We start from the raw sequence: 23865 nt of genomic DNA, 5'->3' as shown, positions 1-23865 counted from the left end.
CTCACCGTTCCCCGGCGCGCGCCGCCACCGCGGCGGACGGCCACGCCGCACCGCCCGCCACCGTCTCGCGGTAGCGCTCCATGACCACCTCGGCCACCTCGGCGCCGGTGCCGATCGCCTGCGCGCCGTACACCTCGGTGTTGGGGTGCGCCGCGGCCCAGCCCTCGGTCTGCATGCACAGCCGCTCGAACAGGCCGCCGGGGAAGAAGAAGTACGGCAGGACCACGATCCGGTTCGGGCCGTCCGCTGCAGGGGCGGCCGCGGCCAGCGCCCGGCACCGGTCCAGACCCATCGGCACATCGGGCGCCGCCTGCGTGACGAACGCGGTCTCCACGCCCGCGAAGCCGCGCCCCTCCCACAGCAGCCGCGCGGCCCGTGCGACCTCGGCGTTGGCGTAGGGATCGCTCGCCCCGCGCCCCACCAGGAGCACCGTCGTACGGGCCCGGTCCTGGGGCCGGCGGGCGCCGCTGCCCAACGCGTCGTCCAGCCGCTGCTCCAGCGCCTGCAGCAGCCGGGGGTGCGGGCCCGGCTCGGCGCTGCAGGCGAAGCCGAGTCCCGGGTGGCGCAGGGCCGCCCGCTCCAGTGCCTCGGGCAGCGTCGGACCGCCCGGCCCGGTCGGGGTCAGCAGCAGCGGTACGGCGGCGACGCGGGCCGCGCCCCGCTCGGCCAGCTCGTCGACGGCGTCGTCCAGCGGCATCGGCGCACCCGGCAGACCGAAGAACCCGCCGGCGACGAGCACGTCGGGGTGGCGCGCGGCGAGCTGGTGCACCAGGGCGCGGAGGGCCTCGGCCCCGTCCTCGTCACGGGTGCCGTGACCGGCGATGAGCAGTGCGGGAGGGGTGGTCACTGAGTCTCCTTGGTGCCGGTGTTGCGCCGTGGGTGCTTCGTCGCCGATGACCCCCGTCCGCCGGCCCGGGCCACGGCGGGGCGGGTTGAGGGAGGTCATGACGATATCGGCACCCGTGATCGGAGCGGTGGCCGCTCCCTCCCTACCAGCGGTAAGCACACCGTTCTCCGTTACTGCCGGCGCCGCGAGCGCGCAGGTGGCACGGGCCGGCCGGCCGGGCGGCGCCGACTTCCGCTTGCCCGCCACCAGTTCGGCGCCCGGCCCCGCGGCCAGCAGCGCGGCCGCCTCGGCCACGCTCGGCGTGCCGACGGCGGCGGCCGCGGCCGGCGACGGATCCGGTACCCGTACGGCCGCCAGCGCCGCCGCCGGGAACGACAGCAGCGGCACGCCGAGGCGGCGCGCGGCCCCGGCCAGCCCCGGCTCGGCGGCCTTGGCGGCCACCGTCGCCAGCGCCGCGACCGGCCGGTCCGCCAGTCCCGCCGCCGCCCGTGCGGCCGTGATCAGGTCCAGCACCTCGCCGACCGGGACGCCGCGGCTCGCGCCCACACCGGCGATCAGGGGCGCACCGGGCCCGCCGGCGCGGTCGGCCGCCCGGCGGCTCATGGCGCGCCGGCCCCCCGGCCGAAGGCCACCAGCCCGTGCGGGCCCTCCAGGACCGCGGTGAGCTGCGCGGCGGGGCCGGCCGCGATCGGCTCACCCGGCCACCGGACGCCGAGCGCCGCCAGCGCGTTCCGGGCCGCCCCGGGGTCGGGGTGCGTGGCGCGCAGCGAGACCAGCGGGACCCGCGGCAGTCCGCTGCCGGACGGATGCGGGGCCTCGCCCCAGTCGAGCAGGAAGGGCGACAGGCCCCGGGCCCGCTCCGGAGGCGTCAGCTGCCAGGCGATCCGGCCGCCTTCGGGGGTCCGCCGGGCCATCGCCGCCGGATCGCCCGGGTCCGCACCGCGGGCCCGGGCCTCGGCGACCCGGTCGGCGATCCCGGTGACCCGCACCGCCCAGGTGACCAGCCGCGGTCCGGTCAGCGCGTCGATGCCGAACCATCGCGGCCCGGCCGGCGCCGGCTGCTCCGGGTCGGGCCCGACGATCTCGAAGTACGCCCCGCCCCCCAGGTCCAGCAGATGGTTGCGGGTGCCCCGGCCCGGATGGCTGCCGCCGCGCACCGGACGCACACCGGTCAGCTCCGCGACCTCGGCGACGGTGCCCTCCAGGTCGGGCGTGGCGTAGACGAGGTGGTCGAGGACGGCGGGCGCACCGGCCGCGGCGGCGCCCCTCACCGCACGGCCCCGTACGCCGCCGCGCCCCGCGCCGCGCTCGTCGCCAGCCGTCCGGCCAGCGACGGCTCCGCCGCCCAGTGCACATGCAGATACGACGCATGCACCCCACCGGTCACAAAGCCCTCCACGCGCCGCTCGGGGTGGGTCAGCCCCCACGCCGGCTCCGCACCCGCGCCCGGCTCCAGGACCGTACGGTGGAACTCATGGCCGCGCACCCGCGTCCCGGCCGCGGCCAGCGCGTTGTCCCGCAGCGCCACCGCCTCCCGGTAGCCGAGGGTGAGCCGCTCGGTCATCCGGGCCTCGGCGGGCAGCACCCCGCACATCGGCTTCCCGTCGATCGCGCGGGAGAGGTACAGCAGCCCGGCGCACTCGGCGGACACCGGCGCCCCGGAGGCGGCCAGTTCGGCCACCGCGGCGCGCAGCGGGGCGTTCGCCGACAGATCCGGCGCATACACCTCGGGGAAGCCGCCGCCGATCACCAACCCGTCGGTGCCGGGCGGCAGTTGCTCGTCCCGCAGCGGGTCGAAGGGAGCCACCTCGGCGCCCGCGGCGGCCAGCAGCTCGGCGTGCTCGGCGTACGAGAAGGTGAACGCGGCGCCGCCGGCGACGGCGATCAGCGGCGTCTTCGCGGCGCCGCCCGCCGTCCCGGTGCCCGTCGCCGCCACCTCCGCCGCCGGATCCCACGGCGCGTCCGGCAGCTCCGGCACCGTACGGGCCAGCGCCAGCAGCGCATCGAGGTCGCAGCCCGCGCGCACCCGTGCGGCCAGTTCGCGCACCGACTGAAGTGCCTCGGCCCGCCGTTCGGCGACCGGCACCAGCCCCAGATGGCGCGACGGCGTACCGGCCCGCCCGTCGCGGCGCAGCGCGCCCAGCACCGGCACCCCGGAGGAGTCCATCGCCTCGCGCAGCAGCTCCTCGTGGCGGTCCGAGCCGACCTTGTTGAGGATCACCCCGGCCAGCCGCACCTCCGGGTCCCACGACGCGAAGCCGTGCACCAGCGCGGCCACCGACCTCGACTGCGAGGACGCGTCCACCACCAGCACCACCGGCGCCCGCAGCAGCTTGGCGACCTGCGCCGTGGACGACAGCTCGCCCATCCCCGACGCCCCGTCGAACAGCCCCATCACGCCCTCGACGAGCGCGAGATCGGCGCCCGCCGCGCCGTGCAGGAACAGCGGCGCGATCCGGTCCGGGCCGCACAGGTAGGCGTCCAGATTGCGGCCGGGGCGGCCGGTCGCCAGGGAGTGGTAGCCGGGGTCGATGTAGTCGGGACCCACCTTGTGCGGCGACACCGTGAGCCCGGCCTCGGCGAACGCCGCCATCAGGCCGGTGGCCACCGTCGTCTTGCCCGCGCCCGACGACGGCGCGGCGATTACCAGCCGCGGAATCGACCCGTTGCTCATGCCCGGCTCACCATTCGATGCCCCGCTGGCCCTTCTGCCCCGCGTCCATGGGGTGCTTGACCTTCGTCATGTCCGTCACCAGGTCGGCGAAGTCCAGCAGGGGCTGGGGGGCGCCGCGCCCGGTGATGACGACATGCTGCGTACCGGGGCGGTCGCGCAGCACCGACACCACCTCCTCGGTGTCGATCCAGCCCCACTTCAGCGGGTAGGCGAACTCGTCGAGCACCAGCAGCTTGTAGGTCTCCGCGGCGAGGTCCCGCTTGACCTGCTCCCAGCCCTCGCGCGCCGCGTCCTCACTGGAGGCGATGTCGCGCTGCACCCAGGACCAGCCCTCGCCCATCTTGTGCCAGGCGACGGTGCCGCCCTCGCCGGAGTCGCCGAGCACCTTCAGCGCCCGCTCCTCGCCGACCTTCCACTTCGCCGACTTCACGAACTGGAACACCCCGACCGGCCAGCCCTGGTTCCAGGCGCGCAGCGCCAGCCCGAAGGCGGCGGTGGACTTGCCCTTGCCCTGGCCGGTGTGGACGAAGACCAGCGGGCGGTTGCGGCGCTGGCGGGTGGTGAGCCCGTCGTTCGGTACGACGGACGGCTGTCCCTGCGGCATTACGCGGCCTTCCTGTTGGCGTGATCGGTCCTGTTGCCCCGCACGGTCCGTACGAGCGCGGAGACGCTGTCCGCGCGCAGCTCGTCGAGGGTGACGGCCGTGCCCTGCAGCTCCCGGGCCAGTTCGCCCGCGAGCCCCAGCCGCACCGGGCCCGCCTCGCAGTCCACGACCACCGAGGCGGTGCCCTCGGCGGCCAGCAGCCGGGCGGCACGAGCGGCCCGCGCGACCGGCTCGGGGCCGCCGGTCGCCCGCCCGTCGGTGACGACCACCAGCAGGGGGCGGCGCGAGGCGTCCCGCATCCGCTCCACCCGCAGTACCTCGTGGGCCCGCAGCAGACCCTCCGACAGCGGCGTCCGGCCGCCCGTCGGCAGCTGCTCCAGGCGCGCGGCGCCCGCCTCGACCGACGACGTCGGGGGCAGCGCCAGCTCGGCGCCGGCGCCCCGGAAGGTGATCATGCCGATCTTGTCGCGCCGCTGGTAGGCGTCCAGCAGCAGCGAGAGCACCGCGCCCTTGACCGCGCTCATCCGCTTGCGCGCCGCCATCGAACCGGACGCGTCCACGACGAACAGCACGAGATTGCCCTCGCGGCCCTCGCGCACCGCCTCGCGCAGATCGTCCCTGCGCACGACCAGGCCGCTGCCCCGCCGCCCGCGCGCGTGCTGATGCGGCGCCGCGGCCTGCACGGTCGCGGCCAGGTGCAGCTTGCCCAGGGCGCCCCGGGGGCGGCGGGCCCCGGTCGTCCGGCCGTGCGCGGTACGGGCACGGGAGCGGCGGCCGTCGGCGCCCTCGCCCAGGCCCGGTACGTCCAGCCGGCGCGTCCGGAACGGCTCGGCGGCCCTGACGGCCGGCTTCTCACCGGCCGCGCCCGCCTGAGGCCGGGGCTCGGGCTCTGATGTCTCGGGCGCCTGAGGGGACTCGGGGGCCTGCGGGGCCTGGCGCTCCTGCTGGTGCGGCAGTTCGGCCTCCGGCTGCTGCGCCGACTCCTGCGGCCCGCCCTCCTGAGGCGGCGGCGCACCGCCCGGACCGCCCCCGTCGGGGCCGCCGTCCGGACCGTCCGGCTCCGGGTCGTCCTCGCCGTCGGCGCCCTCGTCCGCCCCGCCGAACTCCTCCAGCGTCCGGTCGAGCTTGTCCTCGTCCAGGCCGGGGGCGTCGAACGGATTGCGGCGCCGGCGGTGCGGCAGCGCCAGCAGCGCCGCCTGCCGGACGTCCTCCTCCTGGACGTCCGTGCGCCCCGCCCAGGCGGCCAGGGCCGTGGCGGTGCGCGCCATCACGATGTCCGCGCGCATCCCGTCCACCTCGAAGGCGGCACAGGTCGCCGCGATCTGGCGGAGCGCCGCGTCCCCCAGCACCACGTGCGCCAGCAGCTCCCGGGCGGCGGCGATGCGCGCGCGCAACCCGTCCTCCTCGGCCGCCCAGCGCGCCGCGAAGCCGGCCGGGTCCGCGTCGTACGCCAGCCGCCGGCGGACCACCTCCACCCGCTGCTCCGGCTCGCGCGAGGCCGCGACCTCGACCGTGAGCCCGAACCGGTCCAGCAACTGCGGCCGCAGCTCGCCCTCTTCGGGGTTCATGGTGCCCACGAGCAGGAAGCGGGCCGCGTGCCGTACCGAGACGCCCTCACGCTCGACGTAGGAGGCGCCCATGGCGGCGGCGTCCAGCAGCAGGTCCACCAGGTGGTCGTGGAGGAGGTTGACCTCGTCGACGTACAGGATGCCGCGGTGCGCGTCCGCCAGCAGTCCCGGCTCGAAGGCCTTCACACCCTCCGACAGGGCCCGTTCGATGTCCAGCGCGCCGACCAGCCGGTCCTCGGAGGCGCCGACGGGCAGCTCGACCATGCGCGTCGGGCGCTGCTCGACGGCGCCCGGCTCGTGCGGCCCGTCAGGGCAGCCGGGGTCGGGTGCGGTGGGCGCGCAGGCGAAGCGGCAGCCGCCGACCACGTCGACGGCCGGCATCAGGGCCGACAGCGCGCGCACCGCGGTGGACTTGGCGGTGCCCTTCTCGCCGCGCACCAGCACCCCGCCGACCGCGGGGCTCACCGCGTTGAGCAGCAGCGCCAGCCGCAGATCGTCCATCCCGACGACCGCGGTGAAGGGGTACTGCGGGGTCGTGTTGTGCACCGTTGTCATGCCTTGTCATCCTCCACGTCGCCGGCCCGATCCGTCCCATGCGTACCCCTCATGGCGCCCCCGGAGGCACGAACGGCAGCCCCTCCGGCACCCCTTCCTCGATCAGCCGCCACAGCGCGTCCGTGTCCGCGTGCTCCTCGATCAGATCGCCCAGCCGGTCCAGCTGCTCCTCGCGCAGCGCGGCGAAGCGGGTGTCGGGGGCCGGCACGAAGGCCCGCCCCGCGTCGGCCGCCACCCGCCGCAGGAACGCCCGGCGGAAGCCGTCGCTCTCCAGCGAGCCGTGCCAGTGCGTGCCCCACACGGAGCCGACCCGGCAGCCGTCCAGGCCGTGCCCTTCGTCATCGGAGAAGAACGCCTCGCCGCCGGTCACTTCGGCGACGCCGTGGTGGATCTCGTACCCCTCCACCGGCTCGCCCAGCGCCCGCCCGGCCGGCCGCGCGAGGGTCTTCTCCGCCGCGAACCGCACCCGTACGGGCAGCAGCCCCAGCCCCTCGACCGTGCCCGCCTTCGACTCGACCTCGTCCTCGATGCGCTCGCCCAGCATCTGGAAGCCGCCACAGACGCCCAGCACCGGGCGGCCCTCGGCGGCCCGGCGGGCGATCGCGTCCGCCAGGCCGCGCTCGCGCAGCCACGCAAGCGCCCGCACCGTGCCCCGGGTCCCCGGCAGCACCACCAGATCCGCGTCGGCCAGCTCCTCGGCCCGGTCCACGAACCGCACCACCACGCCCGGTTCGGCGGCCAGCGCGTCCACGTCCGTGAAGTTCGACATCAGCGGTACGGCGGCGACCGCGACCCGCAGCACATCGGCGCCGTGCGGCGGCGCCACCACGCTTTCGCGCACCGTGCCGCGCAGAGACACCCGCAGGCCGTCCTCCTCGTCGATGCCCAGCCCGTGCGCGAAGGGCAGCACGCCCAGCGTCGGCCGCCCGCTCAGGCGCCGCATCATCTCCAGGCCGGGCTCCAACAGCGTCACATCGCCCCGGAACTTGTTGACGAGGTACCCCGCCACCAGCGCCTGGTCCTCCTTCGACAGCAGCGCGGTGGTGCCGAAGAAGGACGCGAACACCCCGCCGCGGTCGATGTCGCCGACCACGACGACCGGTATCCGGGCGGCCCGGGCGATGCCCATGTTGACGATGTCGGTGCGCCGCAGGTTGATCTCGGCGGGGCTGCCGGCGCCCTCGCAGATCACCGCGTCATGGGTACGCCGCAGCTCGGCCAGGCAGTCGGTCACCGTGCCGAGCAACTGCTCCTGCCGGCCCGCGTGGTAGCCACGGGCACTGAGCTCACCGACCGGCTTGCCCAGCAGCACCACCTGGCTGCTGCGGTCGCCGCCCGGCTTGAGCAGCACGGGGTTCATCAGCGCGGTCGGCTCCACCCGCGCCGCGGCGGCCTGCATCGCCTGGGCCCGGCCGATCTCCGCGCCCTCGCGCGTGACGAACGAGTTCAGCGACATGTTCTGCGCCTTGAAGGGCGCCACGCGCACGCCCTGCCGTACCAGCCAGCGGCAGATTCCCGCCGTCACCACGCTCTTGCCGGCGTCCGACGTCGTACCGGCCACCAACAGGCCCCCGCCGACGGTCCCGCCGGACGCCTTGCTCCGCCCGTTCACCGGCTCTTCCTCCCGCTCCCGCGGCGCGCCGCCGCGCTCCTGTGCCGCACCGCGCCCGCCACCAGCCGTCCTGCCACCGTCGTCGCCAGCGCCAGCGCGCTCACCTTCCGCGACAGCCGTACCGCCCGCTCGATGTCGCCGGCCGCGACCGGCCGCGCCCCGCCGTTGAGCACCGGGCGGTGCTCGACCCGCCCGCCGTACGCCAGCGTGCCGCCCAGCCGTACGCCCAGCGCACCCGCGAACGACGCCTCCACCGGGCCCGCGTTGGGGCTCGGGTGCGCCCCGCCGTCGGCCCGCCAGGCCCGCAGCGCGCCGCGCCGGTCGGGGCCGGCGAGCACGGCCAGGGTGGCGGTCAGCCGGGAGCCGGGCCAGCCGGCGAGGTCGTCGAGCCGGGCCGAGGCCCAGCCGAAGCGGCGGTAGCGCGGCGACTTGTGACCCACCATCGCGTCCAGCGTGTTCACCGCACGGAACGCCACCAGGCCGGGCACCCCGCCGAGCGCGCCCCACACCAGGGCACCCACCACCGCGTCCGAGGTGTTCTCGGCGACCGACTCCACCACCGCGCGGGCCAACTGAGGCCCGTCCAGCGCCTGCGGATCACGCCCGCACAGATGCGGCAGCCGCTCCCGGGCCACGTCCAGGTCGCCCGCCGTGAGCGCCCCGCCGACGGCCCGTGCCTCCCGGCCCAGCGAGGTGCCGCCCAGCACGGCCCAGACCGTCGCCGCGGTCAGCGCGACGCGGGCCCCGCGGGAGCGTCCCGCGGCGCGCCGCAGCAGGGCGGCCCCGGCGGCCGCACCGCCCGCGCACAGCACGGCATGTGCCGCGCCGTACCCGCGGTGGTCGCGCCACAGCCGGCGCTCCACGGCGCCCGCGGCCCGGCCGAACGCGGCCACCGGATGGCCGCGCCGCGGATCCGCCGCGATCAGGTCGGCGAGAAAGCCCAGGGCCGCGCCGCACGCGTATCCCGCGTGTTCGCCGCGCATCGGGTCAGGCCGCCGTCAGGCCTCGAAGGGGCCCTGCGGGGCCGTGCAGTGGTGCTCTCGAAGGGCGGCCGGGCATGGCGGTATGTCCTCACTCAGGGTCCGCGCCCTGGCTCGACGTGACGGCGACAGGAGTCTCCTGGCTCCCGGATCGGCGTGGCCCCCGGCCTTCCAGTCCTGGTACGCCGTCAGGCGTACGCGAGGCGGACCGTGGCCTTCGCTGGAGGAACGCTCCCCGGTGACAGTGGCGGGACCGCGCCGGATTCTCACCGGACTTCCTCATCTGTCGCCGATTGGCTCCGGCAGTCCACCACGCCCTGCGAAGGCCCGTCAACTCACCCTTGACCTGCGACGCTGCCCCGTGGCACGCGCTGTGGCACACGCCACAGGGTGGCGGCCGCGTCACAGACGGTTGCCTGTGCCCCTGATCCCACGTCACTATCAGTTGCACGGTGGCGAAGGGGCCGCCGGAAGGGGGCTGGGGGATGCCGGAGAGCGCCGGTCATCACGAGATCCGCATCAGGATCACGGGGACGAACAATCCGCAGCAGGACATCGACGACCTCCAGGTGTGGCTGGAGCGCGAACCGTGGCTGAGCCGCCGGGAACACGCCTGGGAGCAGCGGCCGCGCCCCGCCCACGAAGCGGCCGGCACCGGCGGTGCCGACCCGGCCGGACCGGGCGACATGGCCGTGGGAGTGGACGACCTGATCCTGGTGATCGTCGGCGCGGTCGCCGCCGAGGTCACCAAGGGGCTGGGCATCGCCCTGCGCGAGTGGCTGCGGCGCCGCAAGGAGGAGCGGGCCGAGGGCGAGGCGCCCGCCGTCGACGCCGGCACGGGCGGTGAGCTGCAGGCGGTCGGCGACACCGAACGCCCCGATCCGGGCGGACCGACGCGCGGGGGCGGCACCGGCGAGGGCTGACCCGGATGTCCGAATACGACGCGCGGGGAAAGATCAACCGGGCGCTGCTGGTCTGTGTCCACGACTACACCACGCTGACCGGCCTGCCCGCGGTGGAGGACAACGCCCCCGAGTTGCGGCGGGCACTGACCGCCACCGACCTGTTCACCGCCGACGAGGTCACGGTCTGCCGCCCCACGGAGCCCTGGGAGCTGGGACAGGCCCTCAAGACCGCCGCCGACGAGGCGCGCGGTCTGCTGCTGGTGCACTTCTCCGGCCACGGCCGGGTCCGCAGCGACGGCGGCGATCTGCAGCTGATGGTCGGCGCCTCCGTGCCCCGGCAGAGCCACACCACCGTCTCCTGGCAGGACATGGTGCTCTCCTGCCTCGACAACGCACGGGCCGAGCGCATCGTGATCGTCCTGGAGTGCTGCTACGCCGGCAACGCCGACGGAGCCTTCCACTCCCTGCGCAAGCCCATGTCGCTGCTGATGGCCGCCCAGCCCAACCGCCGGATCTTCAGCGGCGACGAACCGGCCGGCGGCAGCCTCTTCACCCGGGCCATGGTGGAGGTCCTCGAACACGGCATCCCCGGGCGGCGCTTCGTCGCCTTCGAGGACCTCGTACGGGAGCTGCGCACCCGGCTCGCCGACGAGCGGACCCCGATGGGCGACGTCTGGGAGCCGCGCTCCGCGAAGCAGAACACCCTCGACGACGTCGTCCTGTCCTTCGCCACCCCAGAGGTCCGGCTCCCGACGCCGCCGCGGGTCCGCTTACGCCGCTGGTTCAACCAGCACCTCCGGCGCCGGCTGCGGCTCCTGCTCTCGCTGGGCACCGTCCTCGCGCTCACCGCCGCCACACTGCTCACCCTGCACGCGCTGCGCCCGCCGCCGGACTGCCCGCCCGCCCTCGAACTGCGGCTGCTCACCGCCCCGGAGGCCGAACCCACCCTGCGCCAGGCCGCCTTCGGCTACGAGATGTCCGAGCTCAACACCCGCCCGCTGCACGGCGAGGACGATCTGCCCGCGGGCTGCCGGCGCGCCCAGATCACCGTCTACTCCGCCGCCAAGGACCAGGTCGACCAGGGCTTCGCCGCCGCCGACCGCTGGCAGGGCCAGGCCCAGGGCACCGGCAAGGACCTCCAGGACGCCAAGGGCACCGACCCGCTCCACCGGCCGGGACCCCAACCCGACCTGTGGGTCCCCGAATCCACCGCCGACTACGAGGAGGCCCGTCGCGGTATGCCGCCCACCGGATCCCCCGCGACCCTGCACAACACCGGCCCGGTCGCCTACAGCCCGCTGGTCGTCGGCATCCCGGCCACCGAACGCCTCGCCGACGTCGAACCCGTCGGCGCCTCCTGGCAGGAACTGCTCACCGGCACCGACAGCGCACACCGCGACCTGCGGCTGCTGCGCCCCAGCCCGGTGCTCTCCGGCACCGGACTGCTGCACACCATCGGCCTCTACCTCGCCAACGACGGCTCGCACATCGACTCGTCCGGCGCCCCCGACCCCACCCTCGCCGAGAGCGCCGAGCAGCGGCTCTCCGCCCCGGGCAGCCAGTACGCCGGCAGCACCGAGCTGCTGTGCTCGCTGCGCCCCGACGCCGCCGGGGGCACCCCCGGCACCGGCCGCGGCGCCCGCGCGGCGCCGCTGGTGTCCGAGAAGTCCCTCGCCGACTTCAACCTCGGCCACGCCATCGGCAGCTGCCCCGCCCTGGGCTCCGCGCCGCCCCCCGGCGACCGCTACGCCGCCTACTACCCCAAGAACGTCCCGGCCCTGGACCACCCGCTGATCCGGGTCGACTGGCACGGCGCCGGGGACGCCGCCCCCCGGCAGGCCGCGGCCGACCGCTTCGCCGACTGGCTGCGCGCCCCGGACGGCGGACAGCGCGTCCTCACCGAGCACGGCTACCGCGCGGTGCCCGGCAAGGACGGCACGGTGCCCGCGCCCGCCGCCGACTCCCCGTTGCGCAGCAGCCGCGCCAACACCGACCTCGGCGCCCCCGTCGTCCCCTTCACGGCCGGCGCCGACCAGGTCGCCCGGGTACTGGACGACTACGACCGGGCACAGAAGTCCAGCCGGCTGCTGATCCTGATGGACGCCTCCACCTCGATGGCCGACGGCGGCAGGCTCCCCGTCGCCCTCGGCGCCGCGGGCCGGGTCCTGGAGATGGTCGGCGACCGCCACACCTACGGCCTGTGGACCTTCCCGGACCGCGCGCATCCGGGTGATCCGGCGGCGGTGCGCCGGGCCGTCCCGCTCGGCACCGCCGACCCGGCGCCCGGAAAGGCCGCACTGGACCGGATCGCGAAGGGGGGAGCGGACGCCCTGGTCGACCACGGCGCCGCGATGGAGGAGGCGCTGACCGCCGCCGTACGGGAGATGAAGAGGTCGGCCGTCGGCCATCAGGCCATCGTGCTGATCCTGGACGAGGACGACGGCGGACCCGGGCGTGCGGCGGGCGTGGAGCGCACCCTGACCGCGCTGCTGAAGCAGAAGCCCGCGGTGCCGGTCCTGACGCTGGTGATGGGCCGGTCCGGCTGCGACACCTTCGTCCTCCAGGGGCTGGCCGGCGCCTCGAAGGGGCAGTGCGTGCCCGGCGGCCCGCAGGCCCCCGATCTGCTGGCCGGACTGGTCGCCTCCATCGGCACCGCGGGCAGGGAGGGCCGGTGAGGACGCCGCGCGCCGCGCTGCCCGCCGCCCTGCTCTGCCTGACGCTGACGGCGGCGGTCGGCGGCTGTACGTCGGGCCCGCAGCCCGGCCCCGAGAAGGGGCCGATCGTCTTCGCCACCGGCAGCGACCTCAGCAGTACGGGCGTCCGCCAGGACCTCATCGAGGCCTTCGAGCGGCGCACCGGCCGCTCGGTGCGGATCGTCAAGCTCCCCGACACCGCCGACGGCCAGCGCAGCCAGCTGCTGGCCGCGGGCCAGTCCGGCAACAGCGACTACGACGTGCTCAACCTCGATGTGGCCTGGACCGCGGAGTTCGCCGAGGCGGGGGTCATCCGCCCCTGGGGCACGGCCCTGGACGGCGACTTCCTCCACAGCGTGGTCAAGACCGTCGACCACGACGGCAAGATCTGGGGCGTCCCCTTCAACAGCGACGCCGGGCTGCTGTACTACCGCAAGGACCTCCTCCACGCATACGGCTATGACCAACCGCCCTCCAACTGGGGCGAGCTGAAGAACGTGGCCGGCCAGGTGGCCGATGCCTACAACCGCCGGCTCGCCCGCGAAGGCAAGGGCGCCAAGGCCCCCAAGATGTACGGCATGGTGGCCCAGCTGCGGCCCTACGAGGGGCTGACCGTCAACACCCTGGAGTCCGCCTGGGCCAACGGCGGCGACCCGGACGCCCCGAGCTTCACCAAGGGCGAGCAGGTCGGCGCGCTCCAGCAGGGCGTCGCCGACGTCAAGGACCGGCTCGACTCGATCATGCCGCACGAGGCCACGGCGATGGACGAGACGGAGAGCCGCCGCTGGTTCGCCGACGGCCGCGCCCTGTTCATGCGCAACTGGCCGGTGGAGTACGCCTCGGTCGCCGAGAAGCTCACCCCCGGAAAGCAGTTCGCGGTCGCCGAGCTGCCGGCCCGCCCCACCGACGGCAGGCGGATGTCCGTCCTGGGCGGGCAGAATCTGGCGATCTCCGCGGGCAGCCGCCGGCCGGCCGGGGCGCGGGCCCTGATCGAGGCGCTGACCAGCCCGGGCAGCGAACGCTGTCTGCTGGAGCGGGGCTTCGCCGCGACCCGTGACTCGTCGTACCGGGAGGCGGCCAAGGCGCCCGCCTGCCCGCTGCCGCCCGAGCGCGGTGAGCACGGCACGGGGCAGCGGGCGCCGTGGCCCGGCCAGGAGCCGCCGTACACCCGGACGCTGTACGCGGCGCTGCGGGCGGCCCAGCCCCGTCCGCGCAGCGCGCACTACCAGACCTTCAGCAAGGTCGTGCAGATCCGGGTGTCCGAGTACCTCAACAGCCGTGGCGGTACCGCGATCGCCGACGCGCTGGCCCGTGAGGCCGACGAGGCGCTCAGCGGGCGGGGGTGATCCCCGCGCCCGGCTTGTCGGACCGGCACAGCACGAGGCGCCCGGTGGAAGGCGGCTGCTGCCGCGTTCCACCGGACGCCTCGGGTGTCGTCCGTGTCGCCGTGCGTCCGCCGCCGTGGGCGGACGCGTCAGCCGGCGACGATCAGATAGATGCCGTACGCCACGGCCGCCGCGCACAGGGCGAAGGCGGCCACCGCACCGGCTCGCGCGCCCGCACCGGGGGCGGTGGCCACCGTGGCCTCGCCCTCCTGGCCCGTCTTGCCGGCGGTGCCGACGATGCCGACGGTGAACAGGCCCACGATCCCGACCGTCACCACGAGGCTGACGCCGAAGACCTGGCCGAGAGCTGCCCAGTCGATGCTCATGCAGTGTTCCTTAGGTGAGAGCCGCTAGCGGGTGACCGTCGCGGCCTGGGCGCGCGGGGCGGGAGGGGTGGGGGCGTCGGCGTCGGCCGCCGGCGCCTCGGAGTCCTGGGAGGCGTCGGCCTGCGGGGCCGGCTGGCCGGCCGGGGGAGGGCTGACGGTGCGCAGCGCGGCGGTCACCACGCCCACCGGCTCCGCGGCCGGACCCTCGTTGACGTTGGTGTGGTCGATGGGCTTGCGCCGGGAGGCCGCCCAGATCGCGCCGCAGATGCCGAGCGCGAGGACCGCCACCGCGGCCACGCCCCAGTCGCCCTGCTTGGCCAGGAACGCGGCGCCCGCCGCGACCGCACCGGCTGCCGGCAGCGTCAGGGCCCAGGCGGCGACCATCCGGCCGGCCGTGGACCAGCGCACCACACCGCCCTTGCGGCCCAGACCCGAACCCATCACGGAACCGGAGCAGACCTGGGTGGTGGAGAGCGCGAAGCCGAGGTGGGAGGAGGCCAGGATGGTGGCCGCGGCGCCGGTCTGGGCGGCGAAGCCCTGCGGCGGCTGGATGTCGGTGATGCCCTTGCCCATCGTGCGGATGATCCGCCAGCCGCCCAGGTACGTGCCGAGCGCGATGGCCAGACCGGCCGAGGCGATGACCCACATCGGCGGGTCGGCGTGCGGGGCGACCACGCCGCCGGTGATCAGCGCGAGGGTGATCACACCCATGGTCTTCTGGGCGTCGTTGGTGCCGTGGGCGAGCGAGACCAGGGCGGCCGAGGCGATCTGCCCGGCGCGGTAGCCCTTGGCGGTGTCGGCCTCGGCGCGGCCCTTGGCCAGCCGGTAGGTGAGCCGGGTGGCGGCCATGGAGGCCAGACCGGCGACGATCGGGGCGGCCACCGCCGGGATCAGGACCTTCATGACCACGGCCCCGCCGTGCACACCGTTCGTACCGACGGAGACCAGCGTCGCGCCGATCAGACCGCCGAAGAGCGCGTGGGAGGAGCTGGAGGGGAGACCCGCGAGCCAGGTCAGCAGGTTCCAGATGATGGCGCCGACCAGGCCGGCGAAGATCACTTCAGGTCTGATGCCCGCACTCTCGTCGATGATCCCGCCGGAGATGGTCTTGGCGACCTCCACCGACAAAAACGCACCGACGAGGTTCAGTGCCGCTGACATCGCCACCGCGGTCTTGGGTCGCAAGGCGCCGGTGGAAATGGTGGTGGCCATCGCGTTGGCCGTGTCGTGGAAGCCGTTCGTAAAGTCGAACACCAAGGCCGTGACGATCACGATCCCGATGAGAAGCGTGATGTGTTCCATTCACCCAGGCAATCAGTTCGAAGGTCAGTGTCGCTCGGGACCGTACGGAGAGTGGGTGAACGGAAAGTGAACTGGGACGGGCGCGGTGATGACGCGCCCGCAGTGTTCACGCGGAGGTGTATCTCACGTCACTTCCGCATCACCCGTCGGCGAACTTCTTGAGATATGCCAGCTGGAGCCGGACCCGTCGCACGGACCCGGGTCGTCCCGGTGGTCGCCGCGGAGCCGAGAAGGCGCGCGGAGGGCTCCGCCGTGGAGCCGGGCGCAGGGCAATCCGTTTCGACGTTAACGGATGATCGCCGCAAGACGGTTTAAATCCGGCCAATCACCCGCAGTGTCACAGTTATCCCCAAATGGCGGATAGCGGACCGGTGGGCCCTCGGCGTACCCTTCCCCGGCCCGCTCGTACGGTGACGCGGACCGCATCCGCATTCGCCGCACCGCGCCGGAGGACCCATGAAGGACCACCCCGACCAGCTCGCCGCCGCCTGGAGCGAACTGGTCGCCACCGCCCGCAGAACCGTCGCCGACGGGCTGGTCGTCGGCACCTCGGGCAATGTCTCCCGCCGGCTGAAGGACCTGGTCCTGGTCACTCCCAGCGGCGTCCCCTACGACCGGCTCGGGCCCGGCGACACCACCGCCGTGGACCTCGAAGGGCGCCAGATCATCGGCGCGCTCCGGCCGACCAGCGAACTCCCCATGCACCTGGCGGTCTACCGCAGCACCACGGCCACCGCCGTCGTCCACACCCACGCCCCGCACGCCACCGCCGTCTCCACCCTCGTCACCGAACTCCCGCCGATCCACTACATGGCCGCGGCGCTCGGCGGTCCGGTACGAGTCGCCCCCTACGCCCTCTACGGCAGCGACGAGCTCGCCGCCCACCTGCTCGAAGCGCTCCGCGACCGCACCGGCGCGCTGCTGCAGAACCACGGCACCCTCACCTACGGCGACAGCCTCGACCAGGCACTGGACCGCACCGCCCAACTGGAGTGGATGTGCCGGGTCTGGCTCACCGCGCAGTCCGTGCCGGGGCACGCCCCCAGCCTGCTGTCGGCCGGCGAGCTGGCGGCGGCCGGCGAGCGGCTGCGCGGCTACGGCCAGCGCCGGGACTGAAGCCGCCGCGGGCGCCGTCCCGCCGGGCCCGGCGCCCGCCCTCCCGCCGGGCCCGGCGGGACGCCCTCCCGCCGGGCCCGCCGTCCGCCGGCCCGCCGAGTGGCCGCACCCGGGCCCGCTGCGCACACTGGTGTGGTGCGTCTGGGTACTGCGGCGGCCGTGGCCGCCGCCACCGTGATCGGTGCCGGGGCGGCCGCCGTGGCGGTCGGCCGGTACGCCGGCGACATCGCCCTGAAACCCTCGCCCGACCACCCCCTCCCCGGCGACTCCCGCCTCACGGTGCACTCCGCCACCGACGAGCGCATCGCCCTCACCCGCAGCCTGGTCTCCCTGCGGCCCGGCACCTACGGCCTCACCGGCGCGGGCTGCCACGCCGTGGTCGGCTCCGTCGTCCACGGCGCCCCGCACCCCGTCGACGCCGTCGTACGCCGCCTGGAGCGGGTCACCCACGGCAGCCTCAAACCGGGCGGACGGATGCGGCTCACCCCGCAGGTGCACATCGGCAACCCCCGCGACGCCCTCGGCCTCGACTGCGCCGATGTCGACATCCCCGGCGAACTGGGCCCCCTCCCGGCGTGGTTCGTCCCCGCCGTGCGCGACACCTGGGTCATCACCGCGCACGGCCTGGGCACCACCCGCGAGCACCCCATGGTCGTGATGCCGTTCCTGCACCGCCACCGGCTGCCCGTACTGGACCTGGCCTACCGCAACGACCTCGGCGCCCCGCGCACCGCCGACGGCATCAACCACCTCGGCCACACCGAATGGCGCGATCTGGACGCCGCGATCCGCTACGCGGTCCGCTACGGCGCCCGGGACATCGTGCTCTACGGCTGGTCCGTCGGTGCGACCATGGCGCTGCGCGCCGCCGCCCACTCCGCGCTGCGCGACCGGATCAGCGGACTGATCCTGGACTCACCCGTCCTCGACCGGCACGCCACGGTCCGCGCGCTGGCCGCCGCCCGGGGAGCCCCGCGGGCCCTGCTGCCGCTGGTCGTACGGGCCGCCGAGGGCGCCACCGGGATGCCCGTGGACCGGCCGGCGGACGCCGCCGATCCGGCCGAGCTGAACGTCCCCACGCTGCTCTTCCACGGCCCCGACGACCTGATCGCCCCCTGGGCGGCCTCCCGCTCCTTCGCCGCCCGCCGTCCGGAGCTGGTCACCCTTCAGGCGGTGCCGCACGCCCCGCACGCCGCGATGTGGAACGCCGACCCCGCCGGGTACGAGGAGGCGCTGCGCCGCTTCCTCACGCCCCTGATGTAGCGCCGCCCGCCCCGTCCCGGGCGGCGCGGCCTTGGTGACGCCCGGGCGTACGGGGGGACAACTCCCCACATCCAGGATGGGTCGGCGCGATGGCGCCGCTCCACTAGATCGCAAGCCGGGTTCCGATTGGGCTTTCGGGCCGTCAGCGGCAAGACTGCTCCTGTGACGTCCCGTACTCCGCGCGACTCCCGGCTCCGACTCGTCCCCCGTCAATCGGTTGCGGCCGCCCGCCGGGCGGTGACAACCCGGGCCAAGCGCCCGGCACCCCGCCCGCCCGAGGGCACTCCGTCGCCCGCGGAGCTGGCCCGGCAGGCCCGCGCCGTGCTGGCCGGTGCGGCCCGGCTCGCCCGCTGGGCCGACAGCGTCGGGGGCGCCGACGGCAGTCTGCGGGCCGGCCCGGACGGGGCGCTGCCGACGGCCGCCGTCGAACGCGCCGCCGAAGCCCTCGGCCTGACGCCGCAGCAGGTCCGCGTCGACTGGGACCGGGCCCGGCTCGCCGGACTCGTCGAACTCCACGACGGCCTCGCCCGGCCCGGCTGGCGGCTGCGGGCCTGGGACCGCGACGACACGGCCGTGCTGCGCGGCTGGGTCGCGCTCTTCGACGCCTGGTCGCTGGCCTGCCCCACTCCGGCCGGCGCCGGTCCCACCATCGTCGCCGAAGTCGTCGAGGCGCTGCCGCAGCTGCTGTCCCTGCTGCATCTGTCGGCCGGGCCCGTCCGGCTGCCGGTGCTGCTCGACATGCTCGACCAGCGCGTCAGCGAACTGCGCACGGAGCGCTGCGAGGTCCCCTACGGGCAGGAACCCGGCACCTGCGAGGGCACCGGCGCCGCCGGGGCGGCGGGACCGGCCGACGACGCCGCGGGGGCGTCGCTGGCCGAACTGCTGGGCTGGGCGCTGGACGCACTGCTGACCGTCGGCGCGCTGGTGCCGCCGCACGGCGCGCGGGGCCGCTCCCGCGAGGGTGGGTCCTTCGACGGCGGATACGGCGACGCCTACCAGGGAGCCCACGACGCGTCCGAGGCGCAGCTGACGCCGCTCGGCAACTGGTCGGTGTGGGTCAAGCTGGAGCAGATCTGCGTAGCCGCGCAGAGCCCGGCCGGCCATATCGAGCAGTCCGCGGAGGCGATGCTGCGCGGCTGCGCCCGGCTGACCCCGGGACCGGCCCGTGCCGAATACCGTGCCTGGCTCGCCGCCCGCTCCGTCGGCTCGGCCGTCGAGGAGCTGCTGACCGTGGCCCGCGGCGAGGACGCGCTGCTGCGCGGCTTGGCCTTCGAGGCGCTGCGCGCGGTCGGCGCACCGGCCGAGCCCGCCGTGCGCGCCGCCGCCGACGAGCCGGGCCTTCGCCCCTACGCCCTGCTGTGGCTGGTCGAGCACGAGGGCGGCGACCCGGAGACCGCGCCCGACGTGCTCACTCGCGAGGAGTCGACCTGGCTGTGGGTGGACACCGCGGCTGCGGTCGCCGACCACGGTGAGACCCAACTGCTGGTGCGCCACCTCGACTCGGCGGTCCAGGGCTCCGTGCCGCGCCTCCTGGCGGAGGTGCGCGCCGTCGGACACCCCCGCACCGTTCAGGTGCTGGTCGCACTTGCCGCCGCCCACCCCGATCCGGCACTGGCCAAGGCCGTCCGCCGGGCGGCGTTCCAGGTCCACACCGGCGGCGCCTGACCCGGGACGGCGTGCGGGGCCGGGCCGCGGCTCAGGCCCCGCCGCCGCCCGGGGCGTAGGTGCCGAAGCTCCAGATGTTGCCCTCGGCGTCCCTGGCCATGTAGTCCCGGGAGCCGTAGTCCTGGTCGGTGGGCGGCATAAGGATCTCCACACCGGCCCGCTCGGCCCGCTTGAAGTGCGCGTCGACGTCCTCCACCACGACGTAGACACCGGCCGGCCCGGCGTCGCCCATCGCCGCGTCGAAGATGCCGCCGCGGCCCTTCGAACCGAGCATCACCACGCCGTTGCCGTAGGAGAGTTCGGCGTGCAGCACCATGCCGTCCTCGCCCTCGTACTTGGCGCCGACGGTGAAGCCGAAGGCCTCCGTCAGCTGCTCGATGGCGGCCTGGGCGTCCCTGTAGAGCACCGTCGGACACATCGTCGGTGCGCCCGTCGTCGCGCCTGCCATGGTGATCACCGAACCCTTCCTCAGCGTCGGGTGGTTACGGATCGAACGGGTCTGAGTGACCCGACTCACAGTCTCGCACCGGGGTCTGACAACGCCCGGCCACGCCGCCCGCCGCACCGCCGGCGCCGCGCCGCCCGGCTCCCCGGCCGAACGGGGGACGCGCCGCCGGCCGCCCGCCGTGTCGCCCCGGAGCGCTCCCCGGGCCCGTTCGCCCGTCGCTACGCTCGTCGCTCGACCGGCAGATATCCGACGATCTCCGACGAAGGGGACCCGGGTGTCCACACCTCCCACCGCGCCCGGCCGGCGCGTCGGGCGCGGCCTGTGCCCCGTGGCCGTCCCCCTCGTCGCCGCCCTCCTCACGCTGCCGTCGGCCACCGGCGCCCGCGTTCCCGCCCCGCACGACGACCGCCGCACCGTGGCGCCCGACGCCCTGCCCGGTGGCGGCGAGGAGCGCCGGGAACCGCCGGTCCCCGTGGCCGAGCGGGGCCGGCCGGTCGCCGTTGACGCCTCCGGGCAGGTCACCGCGGGGCGCACCCCGCCGGGCGGCGCCTCCGGCGGCGGTCCGGAAAAACTACTTGCACCGGCCCGTTAGACTGCCTCCCATGGCAGTTCTCCTTTGGGTTCATTAGACGGCGCAGCCCGCTCTCGGACCGTCCCGTCCAATCCGCCGTCTTCCTGCCCTGGAGCTTTTCCCGTGATCACCGCCTCCGGCCTCGAGCTGCGCGCCGGCGCCCGCGTCCTCATCGAGTCCGCTTCCTTCCGCATCGCCAAGGGCGACCGCATCGGCCTCGTCGGCCGTAACGGCGCCGGCAAGACCACTCTCACCAAGGTGCTGGCCGGCGAGGGCATCCCCGCCGCGGGCACGGTCACCCGCGGCGGCCAGGTCGGCTATCTGCCGCAGGACCCGCGCACCGGCGACATGGACGTGCTCGCCCGCGACCGCATCCTGTCCGCCCGCGATCTGGACACCGTGCTGCGCAAGATGCGCGAGAACGAGGACCGGATGGCCAACGGCAAGGGCGCCACCCGCGAAAAGGCGATGAAGAAGTACGAGCGCCTGGAGACCGAGTTCCTGACCAAGGGCGGGTACGCCGCCGAGGCCGAGGCCGCGACCATCGCCGCCAGCCTGGGCCTGCCCGACCGCATCCTCGGTCAGCCGCTGCACACCCTCTCCGGTGGCCAGCGCCGCCGCGTCGAGCTGGCCCGGATCCTCTTCTCGGACTCCGACGTGCTGCTGCTCGACGAGCCGACCAACCACCTCGACGCCGACTCCATCGTCTGGCTGCGCGACTACCTCAAGACCTACCGCGGCGGCTTCATCGTCATCTCGCATGACGTCGACCTGGTCGAGACCGTCGTCAACAAGGTCTTCTACCTCGACGCCAACCGGTCGCAGATCGACGTCTACAACATGGGCTGGAAGCTCTACCAGCAGCAGCGCGAGGCCGACGAGAAGCGCCGCAAGCGCGAGCGGGCGAACGCCGAGAAGAAGGCCGCGGCGCTCAACTCCCAGGCCGACAAGATGCGGGCCAAGGCCACCAAGACCGTGGCCGCGCAGAACATGGCCAAGCGCGCCGACAAGCTGCTCGCCGGCCTGGAGGCGGTGCGCGCCGCCGACAAGGTGGCCAAGCTGCGCTTCCCGGACCCGGCGCCGTGCGGCAAGACCCCGCTGACCGCCGAGGGCCTGTCGAAGTCCTACGGCTCCCTGGAGATCTTCACCGACGTCGACCTGGCCATCGACAAGGGCTCCCGGGTCGTCATCCTGGGCCTGAACGGTGCGGGCAAGACCACCCTGCTGCGCCTGCTGGCCGGCGTCGAGCAGCCGGACACCGGCGAGGTCCGCCCCGGCCACGGCCTCAAGCTCGGCTACTACGCCCAGGAGCACGAGACCCTGGACCCGGACCGTACGGTCCTGGAGAACATGCGCTCGGCCGCTCCGGACATGGACCTGGTCGCCATCCGCAAGACGCTCGGCTCGTTCCTGTTCTCCGGGGACGACGTCGACAAGCCCGCAGGGGTGCTCTCCGGCGGCGAGAAGACCCGGCTCGCCCTGGCGACGCTGGTGGTCTCCTCCGCCAACGTCCTGCTGCTCGACGAGCCCACCAACAACCTCGACCCGGCCAGCCGCGAGGAGATCCTCGGCGCGCTGCACACCTTCACCGGTGCGGTGGTCCTGGTGACGCACGACGAGGGGGCGGTGGACGCGCTGCAGCCCGAGCGCATCATCCTGCTGCCGGACGGCGTCGAGGACCTGTGGGGCCAGGACTACGCGGACCTGGTCGCGCTGGCCTGACCGGCGCGGCGGCCCGGCGTAGGGGTCACGCGGTGCGGTCGGGGCGGTGGGATCAAGCCCGCATGGATCATTCGGCCGACGTGTGATCCATCATCTGAGTGAGAACGGCTCGTACATCGGCGAGTCTGCGGCATCCGGCCGGGTCCTTGGGGCCCGGCCGACGCTTTTTCGGCCATATGCCGTCTGACCTGCGACTTCTCACGGTGTGCCGCGGCCGAGTGACTCTCGGAAAGACCGGAATGCGAGGTTCCACCCCCGACGGCCGGGTGTCCGCCGGCAAAGGATGTCGCAGCGAACCTTGCGGAATGGGTGGCCAGGAAGCCGGGGAGGGGTGATCATGAGAGTCCAGAGCGCACTTCCCACGAGGAGGCACGGGTGGCCGAGACTCTGAAGAAGGGCAGCCGGGTGACCGGCGCCGCGCGCGAGAAGCTCGCGGCAGACCTGAAGAAGAAGTACGACTCCGGTGCGAGCATCCGGGCGCTGGCCGAGGAAACCGGCCGCTCCTATGGATTCGTGCATCGGATGCTCAGCGAATCCGGCGTGAACCTGCGCGGTCGCGGTGGAGCCACAAGGGGCAAGAAGGCTGCCTCGGCCTGACGGCCGCGCCTTTGGGTACCGCGGTGTCCCCCCGGTCGGCCGAGCCGTCGACCGGGAGGTTACCGTTCAGTCACTTACGCACGCAGGTGCGGCTGGCTGACTCGGAGGCGCTCATGACTCTGCTCGACAAGGACGGCGTGCGGCTCGACGTGGACGGTGACATCGCCACGGTGACCCTCGCCAACGCGGCCAAGCGCAATGCGCAGTCGCCTGCCATGTGGCGGGCGCTGGCCGAGGCGGGCTCGCTGCTGCCGGGAAACGTCCGGGTCGCGGTGCTGCGCGGTGAGGGCAGGTCCTTCTCCGCCGGCCTCGACCGGCAGGCGTTCACGCCCGAAGGCTTCGACGGCGAGCCGTCGTTCATCGATCTGGCGCGTGGCACGGACAGCGCACTGGACGCCACGATCGCCGAGTACCAGGAAGCGTTCACCTGGTGGCGGCGGAACGATCTGGTGTCCATCGCCGCCGTACAGGGGCACGCCATCGGCGCGGGCTTCCAGCTCGCCCTCGCCTGCGATCTGCGGGTGGTCGCGCAGGACGTGCAGTTCGCCATGCGCGAGACCAGCCTGGGGATCGTACCGGACCTGACCGGCACCCACCCCCTGGTCGGGCTGGTGGGCTACGCCCGGGCGCTGGAGATCTGCGCCACGGGGCGCTTCGTGCACGCCGAGGAGGCCGAGCGGATCGGCCTCGCCAACCTCGTCGTGCCCGGGGACGAGCTCGACGCCGCGGTGGCCGACCTGGCGGCCGCGCTCACCGCCCCGCCCCGGGACGCCGTCATCGAGACCAAGGCCCTGCTGGCCGGCGCCGCCGGCCGTACGTACGAGGAGCAGCGCATCGCCGAGCGGGCCGCCCAGGCGCGCCGGCTGCGCGATCTCGCGGGCGTGGGGGAGTAGCACCGGAACAGTGCCGGCGTGGGGGGGGGGGGGGGGGGGGGGGGGGGGGGGGGGGGGGGGGGGGGGGGGGGGGGGGGGGGGGGGTGGGGGGGGGGGGTGGGGGGGTGGGGGTGGGGGGGGGGGGGGGGGCGGGAGGTGC

Annotated in this window: 20 protein-coding genes, 1 pseudogene and 1 riboswitch; of the genes and pseudogenes, 10 read left to right on the top strand and 11 right to left on the bottom strand. The window is 74.8% G+C overall.

All coding sequences use genetic code 11. From position 1 onward, the window contains the following. Position 1: 1 nt before the first annotated feature. The 8 genes and pseudogenes from AC0680_RS29750 to AC0680_RS29715 all read right to left on the bottom strand — a co-directional run bounded on the left by AC0680_RS29750 (position 2) and on the right by AC0680_RS29715 (position 8843). A complete protein-coding gene (locus tag AC0680_RS29750) occupies positions 2-847 on the bottom strand; it encodes a sirohydrochlorin chelatase (RefSeq protein ID WP_478634835.1) in 846 nt (281 codons plus the stop codon). Positions 848-1042: 195 nt separating this feature from the next. After that, positions 1043-1450: pseudogene (locus tag AC0680_RS29745) on the bottom strand (cobalamin biosynthesis protein); the annotation flags it as partial. After that, positions 1447-2118: a VOC family protein gene (locus AC0680_RS29740; RefSeq protein ID WP_478634754.1), complete on the bottom strand. Its 672-nt coding sequence runs from the start codon at positions 2116-2118 to the stop codon at positions 1447-1449. The gene AC0680_RS29740 and the pseudogene AC0680_RS29745, both read right to left, overlap by 4 nt. Beyond that, positions 2115-3521: a cobyrinate a,c-diamide synthase gene (locus AC0680_RS29735; protein WP_478634751.1), complete on the bottom strand. Its 1407-nt coding sequence runs from the start codon at positions 3519-3521 to the stop codon at positions 2115-2117. Before AC0680_RS29735 ends, AC0680_RS29740 begins: the two co-directional genes overlap by 4 nt. 7 nt (positions 3522-3528) lie before the next feature. Beyond that, positions 3529-4125 carry a cob(I)yrinic acid a,c-diamide adenosyltransferase gene (gene cobO, locus AC0680_RS29730; protein ID WP_384442647.1) on the bottom strand — a complete coding sequence of 199 codons (597 nt, stop codon included), beginning with the start codon at positions 4123-4125 and terminating at the stop codon, positions 3529-3531. After that, a complete protein-coding gene (locus tag AC0680_RS29725; protein WP_478634746.1) occupies positions 4125-6248 on the bottom strand; it encodes a putative cobaltochelatase in 2124 nt (707 codons plus the stop codon). Before AC0680_RS29725 ends, cobO begins: the two co-directional genes overlap by 1 nt. A gap of 49 nt (positions 6249-6297) precedes the next feature. Then, positions 6298-7860, bottom strand: coding sequence for a cobyric acid synthase (locus tag AC0680_RS29720; protein WP_478634744.1), 1563 nt, complete (start codon positions 7858-7860; stop codon positions 6298-6300). Further along, complete coding sequence (locus tag AC0680_RS29715; protein WP_478634741.1) at positions 7857-8843, bottom strand: cobalamin biosynthesis protein; 987 nt, start codon at positions 8841-8843, stop codon at positions 7857-7859. Before AC0680_RS29715 ends, AC0680_RS29720 begins: the two co-directional genes overlap by 4 nt. Positions 8844-8972: 129 nt before the next feature. After that, a riboswitch (cobalamin riboswitch) is annotated at positions 8973-9121 on the bottom strand. Between the two features lie 204 nt (positions 9122-9325). On the opposite strand from AC0680_RS29715, the gene AC0680_RS29710 reads away from it, so the two are divergent. Genes AC0680_RS29710 through AC0680_RS29700 form a run of 3 tightly spaced genes read left to right on the top strand, consistent with a single transcriptional unit; the run spans position 9326 to position 13784 of the window. Then, positions 9326-9763: a hypothetical protein gene (locus tag AC0680_RS29710; protein ID WP_478634739.1), complete on the top strand. Its 438-nt coding sequence runs from the start codon at positions 9326-9328 to the stop codon at positions 9761-9763. A gap of 5 nt (positions 9764-9768) precedes the next feature. After that, positions 9769-12420 carry a caspase family protein gene (locus AC0680_RS29705; RefSeq protein WP_478634736.1) on the top strand — a complete coding sequence of 884 codons (2652 nt, stop codon included), beginning with the start codon at positions 9769-9771 and terminating at the stop codon, positions 12418-12420. Next, positions 12417-13784 carry an extracellular solute-binding protein gene (locus tag AC0680_RS29700; protein WP_478634733.1) on the top strand — a complete coding sequence of 456 codons (1368 nt, stop codon included), beginning with the start codon at positions 12417-12419 and terminating at the stop codon, positions 13782-13784. Before AC0680_RS29705 ends, AC0680_RS29700 begins: the two co-directional genes overlap by 4 nt. Before the next feature lie 128 nt (positions 13785-13912). Here the strand turns inward: AC0680_RS29700 and AC0680_RS29695 are convergent, their stop codons facing one another. After that, complete coding sequence (locus tag AC0680_RS29695) at positions 13913-14149, bottom strand: hypothetical protein (protein ID WP_478634731.1); 237 nt, start codon at positions 14147-14149, stop codon at positions 13913-13915. Positions 14150-14173: 24 nt separating this feature from the next. Then, entirely contained in the window at positions 14174-15451 is a 1278-nt protein-coding gene (locus tag AC0680_RS29690) for an inorganic phosphate transporter (RefSeq protein ID WP_478634728.1), read from the bottom strand. A 456-nt stretch (positions 15452-15907) separates the two neighbouring features. On the opposite strand from AC0680_RS29690, the gene AC0680_RS29685 reads away from it, so the two are divergent. From AC0680_RS29685 to AC0680_RS29675, 3 genes are all read left to right on the top strand, one after another. Next, a complete protein-coding gene (locus AC0680_RS29685) occupies positions 15908-16567 on the top strand; it encodes a class II aldolase/adducin family protein (RefSeq protein ID WP_478634725.1) in 660 nt (219 codons plus the stop codon). 135 nt (positions 16568-16702) lie between these two features. Next, positions 16703-17830 carry an alpha/beta hydrolase gene (locus AC0680_RS29680; protein ID WP_478634723.1) on the top strand — a complete coding sequence of 376 codons (1128 nt, stop codon included), beginning with the start codon at positions 16703-16705 and terminating at the stop codon, positions 17828-17830. Between the two features lie 162 nt (positions 17831-17992). Further along, entirely contained in the window at positions 17993-19495 is a 1503-nt protein-coding gene (locus tag AC0680_RS29675) for a hypothetical protein (protein ID WP_478634720.1), read from the top strand. Between the two features lie 31 nt (positions 19496-19526). Here AC0680_RS29675 and AC0680_RS29670 read toward each other — a convergent pair whose 3' ends face one another. Beyond that, positions 19527-19943 carry a VOC family protein gene (locus tag AC0680_RS29670; protein WP_478634832.1) on the bottom strand — a complete coding sequence of 139 codons (417 nt, stop codon included), beginning with the start codon at positions 19941-19943 and terminating at the stop codon, positions 19527-19529. Between the two features lie 274 nt (positions 19944-20217). Here AC0680_RS29670 and AC0680_RS29665 point away from each other — a divergent pair, with 274 nt between their 5' ends. The 4 genes from AC0680_RS29665 (at position 20218) to AC0680_RS29650 (ending at position 23726) form a co-directional block, all read left to right on the top strand. Next, positions 20218-20535, top strand: coding sequence for a hypothetical protein (locus AC0680_RS29665; protein WP_478634717.1), 318 nt, complete (start codon positions 20218-20220; stop codon positions 20533-20535). A gap of 102 nt (positions 20536-20637) precedes the next feature. Then, positions 20638-22236, top strand: a complete 1599-nt coding sequence (locus AC0680_RS29660) for an ABC-F family ATP-binding cassette domain-containing protein (protein ID WP_393491772.1) — start codon at positions 20638-20640, stop codon at positions 22234-22236. A 375-nt stretch (positions 22237-22611) separates the two neighbouring features. Next, entirely contained in the window at positions 22612-22833 is a 222-nt protein-coding gene (locus AC0680_RS29655) for a helix-turn-helix domain-containing protein (protein WP_384441440.1), read from the top strand. 113 nt (positions 22834-22946) lie between these two features. After that, on the top strand, positions 22947-23726 hold the full coding sequence (locus tag AC0680_RS29650; protein ID WP_478634712.1) for an enoyl-CoA hydratase/isomerase family protein: 780 nt from the start codon (positions 22947-22949) through the stop codon (positions 23724-23726). The last annotated feature ends 139 nt before the right edge of the window (positions 23727-23865 follow it).

This window comes from Streptomyces sp. NPDC043738, from assembly GCF_056436545.1.
The sequence above is the reverse complement of the archived record's forward strand: the minus strand, read 5'-3'. Positions and strand labels throughout refer to the sequence as shown.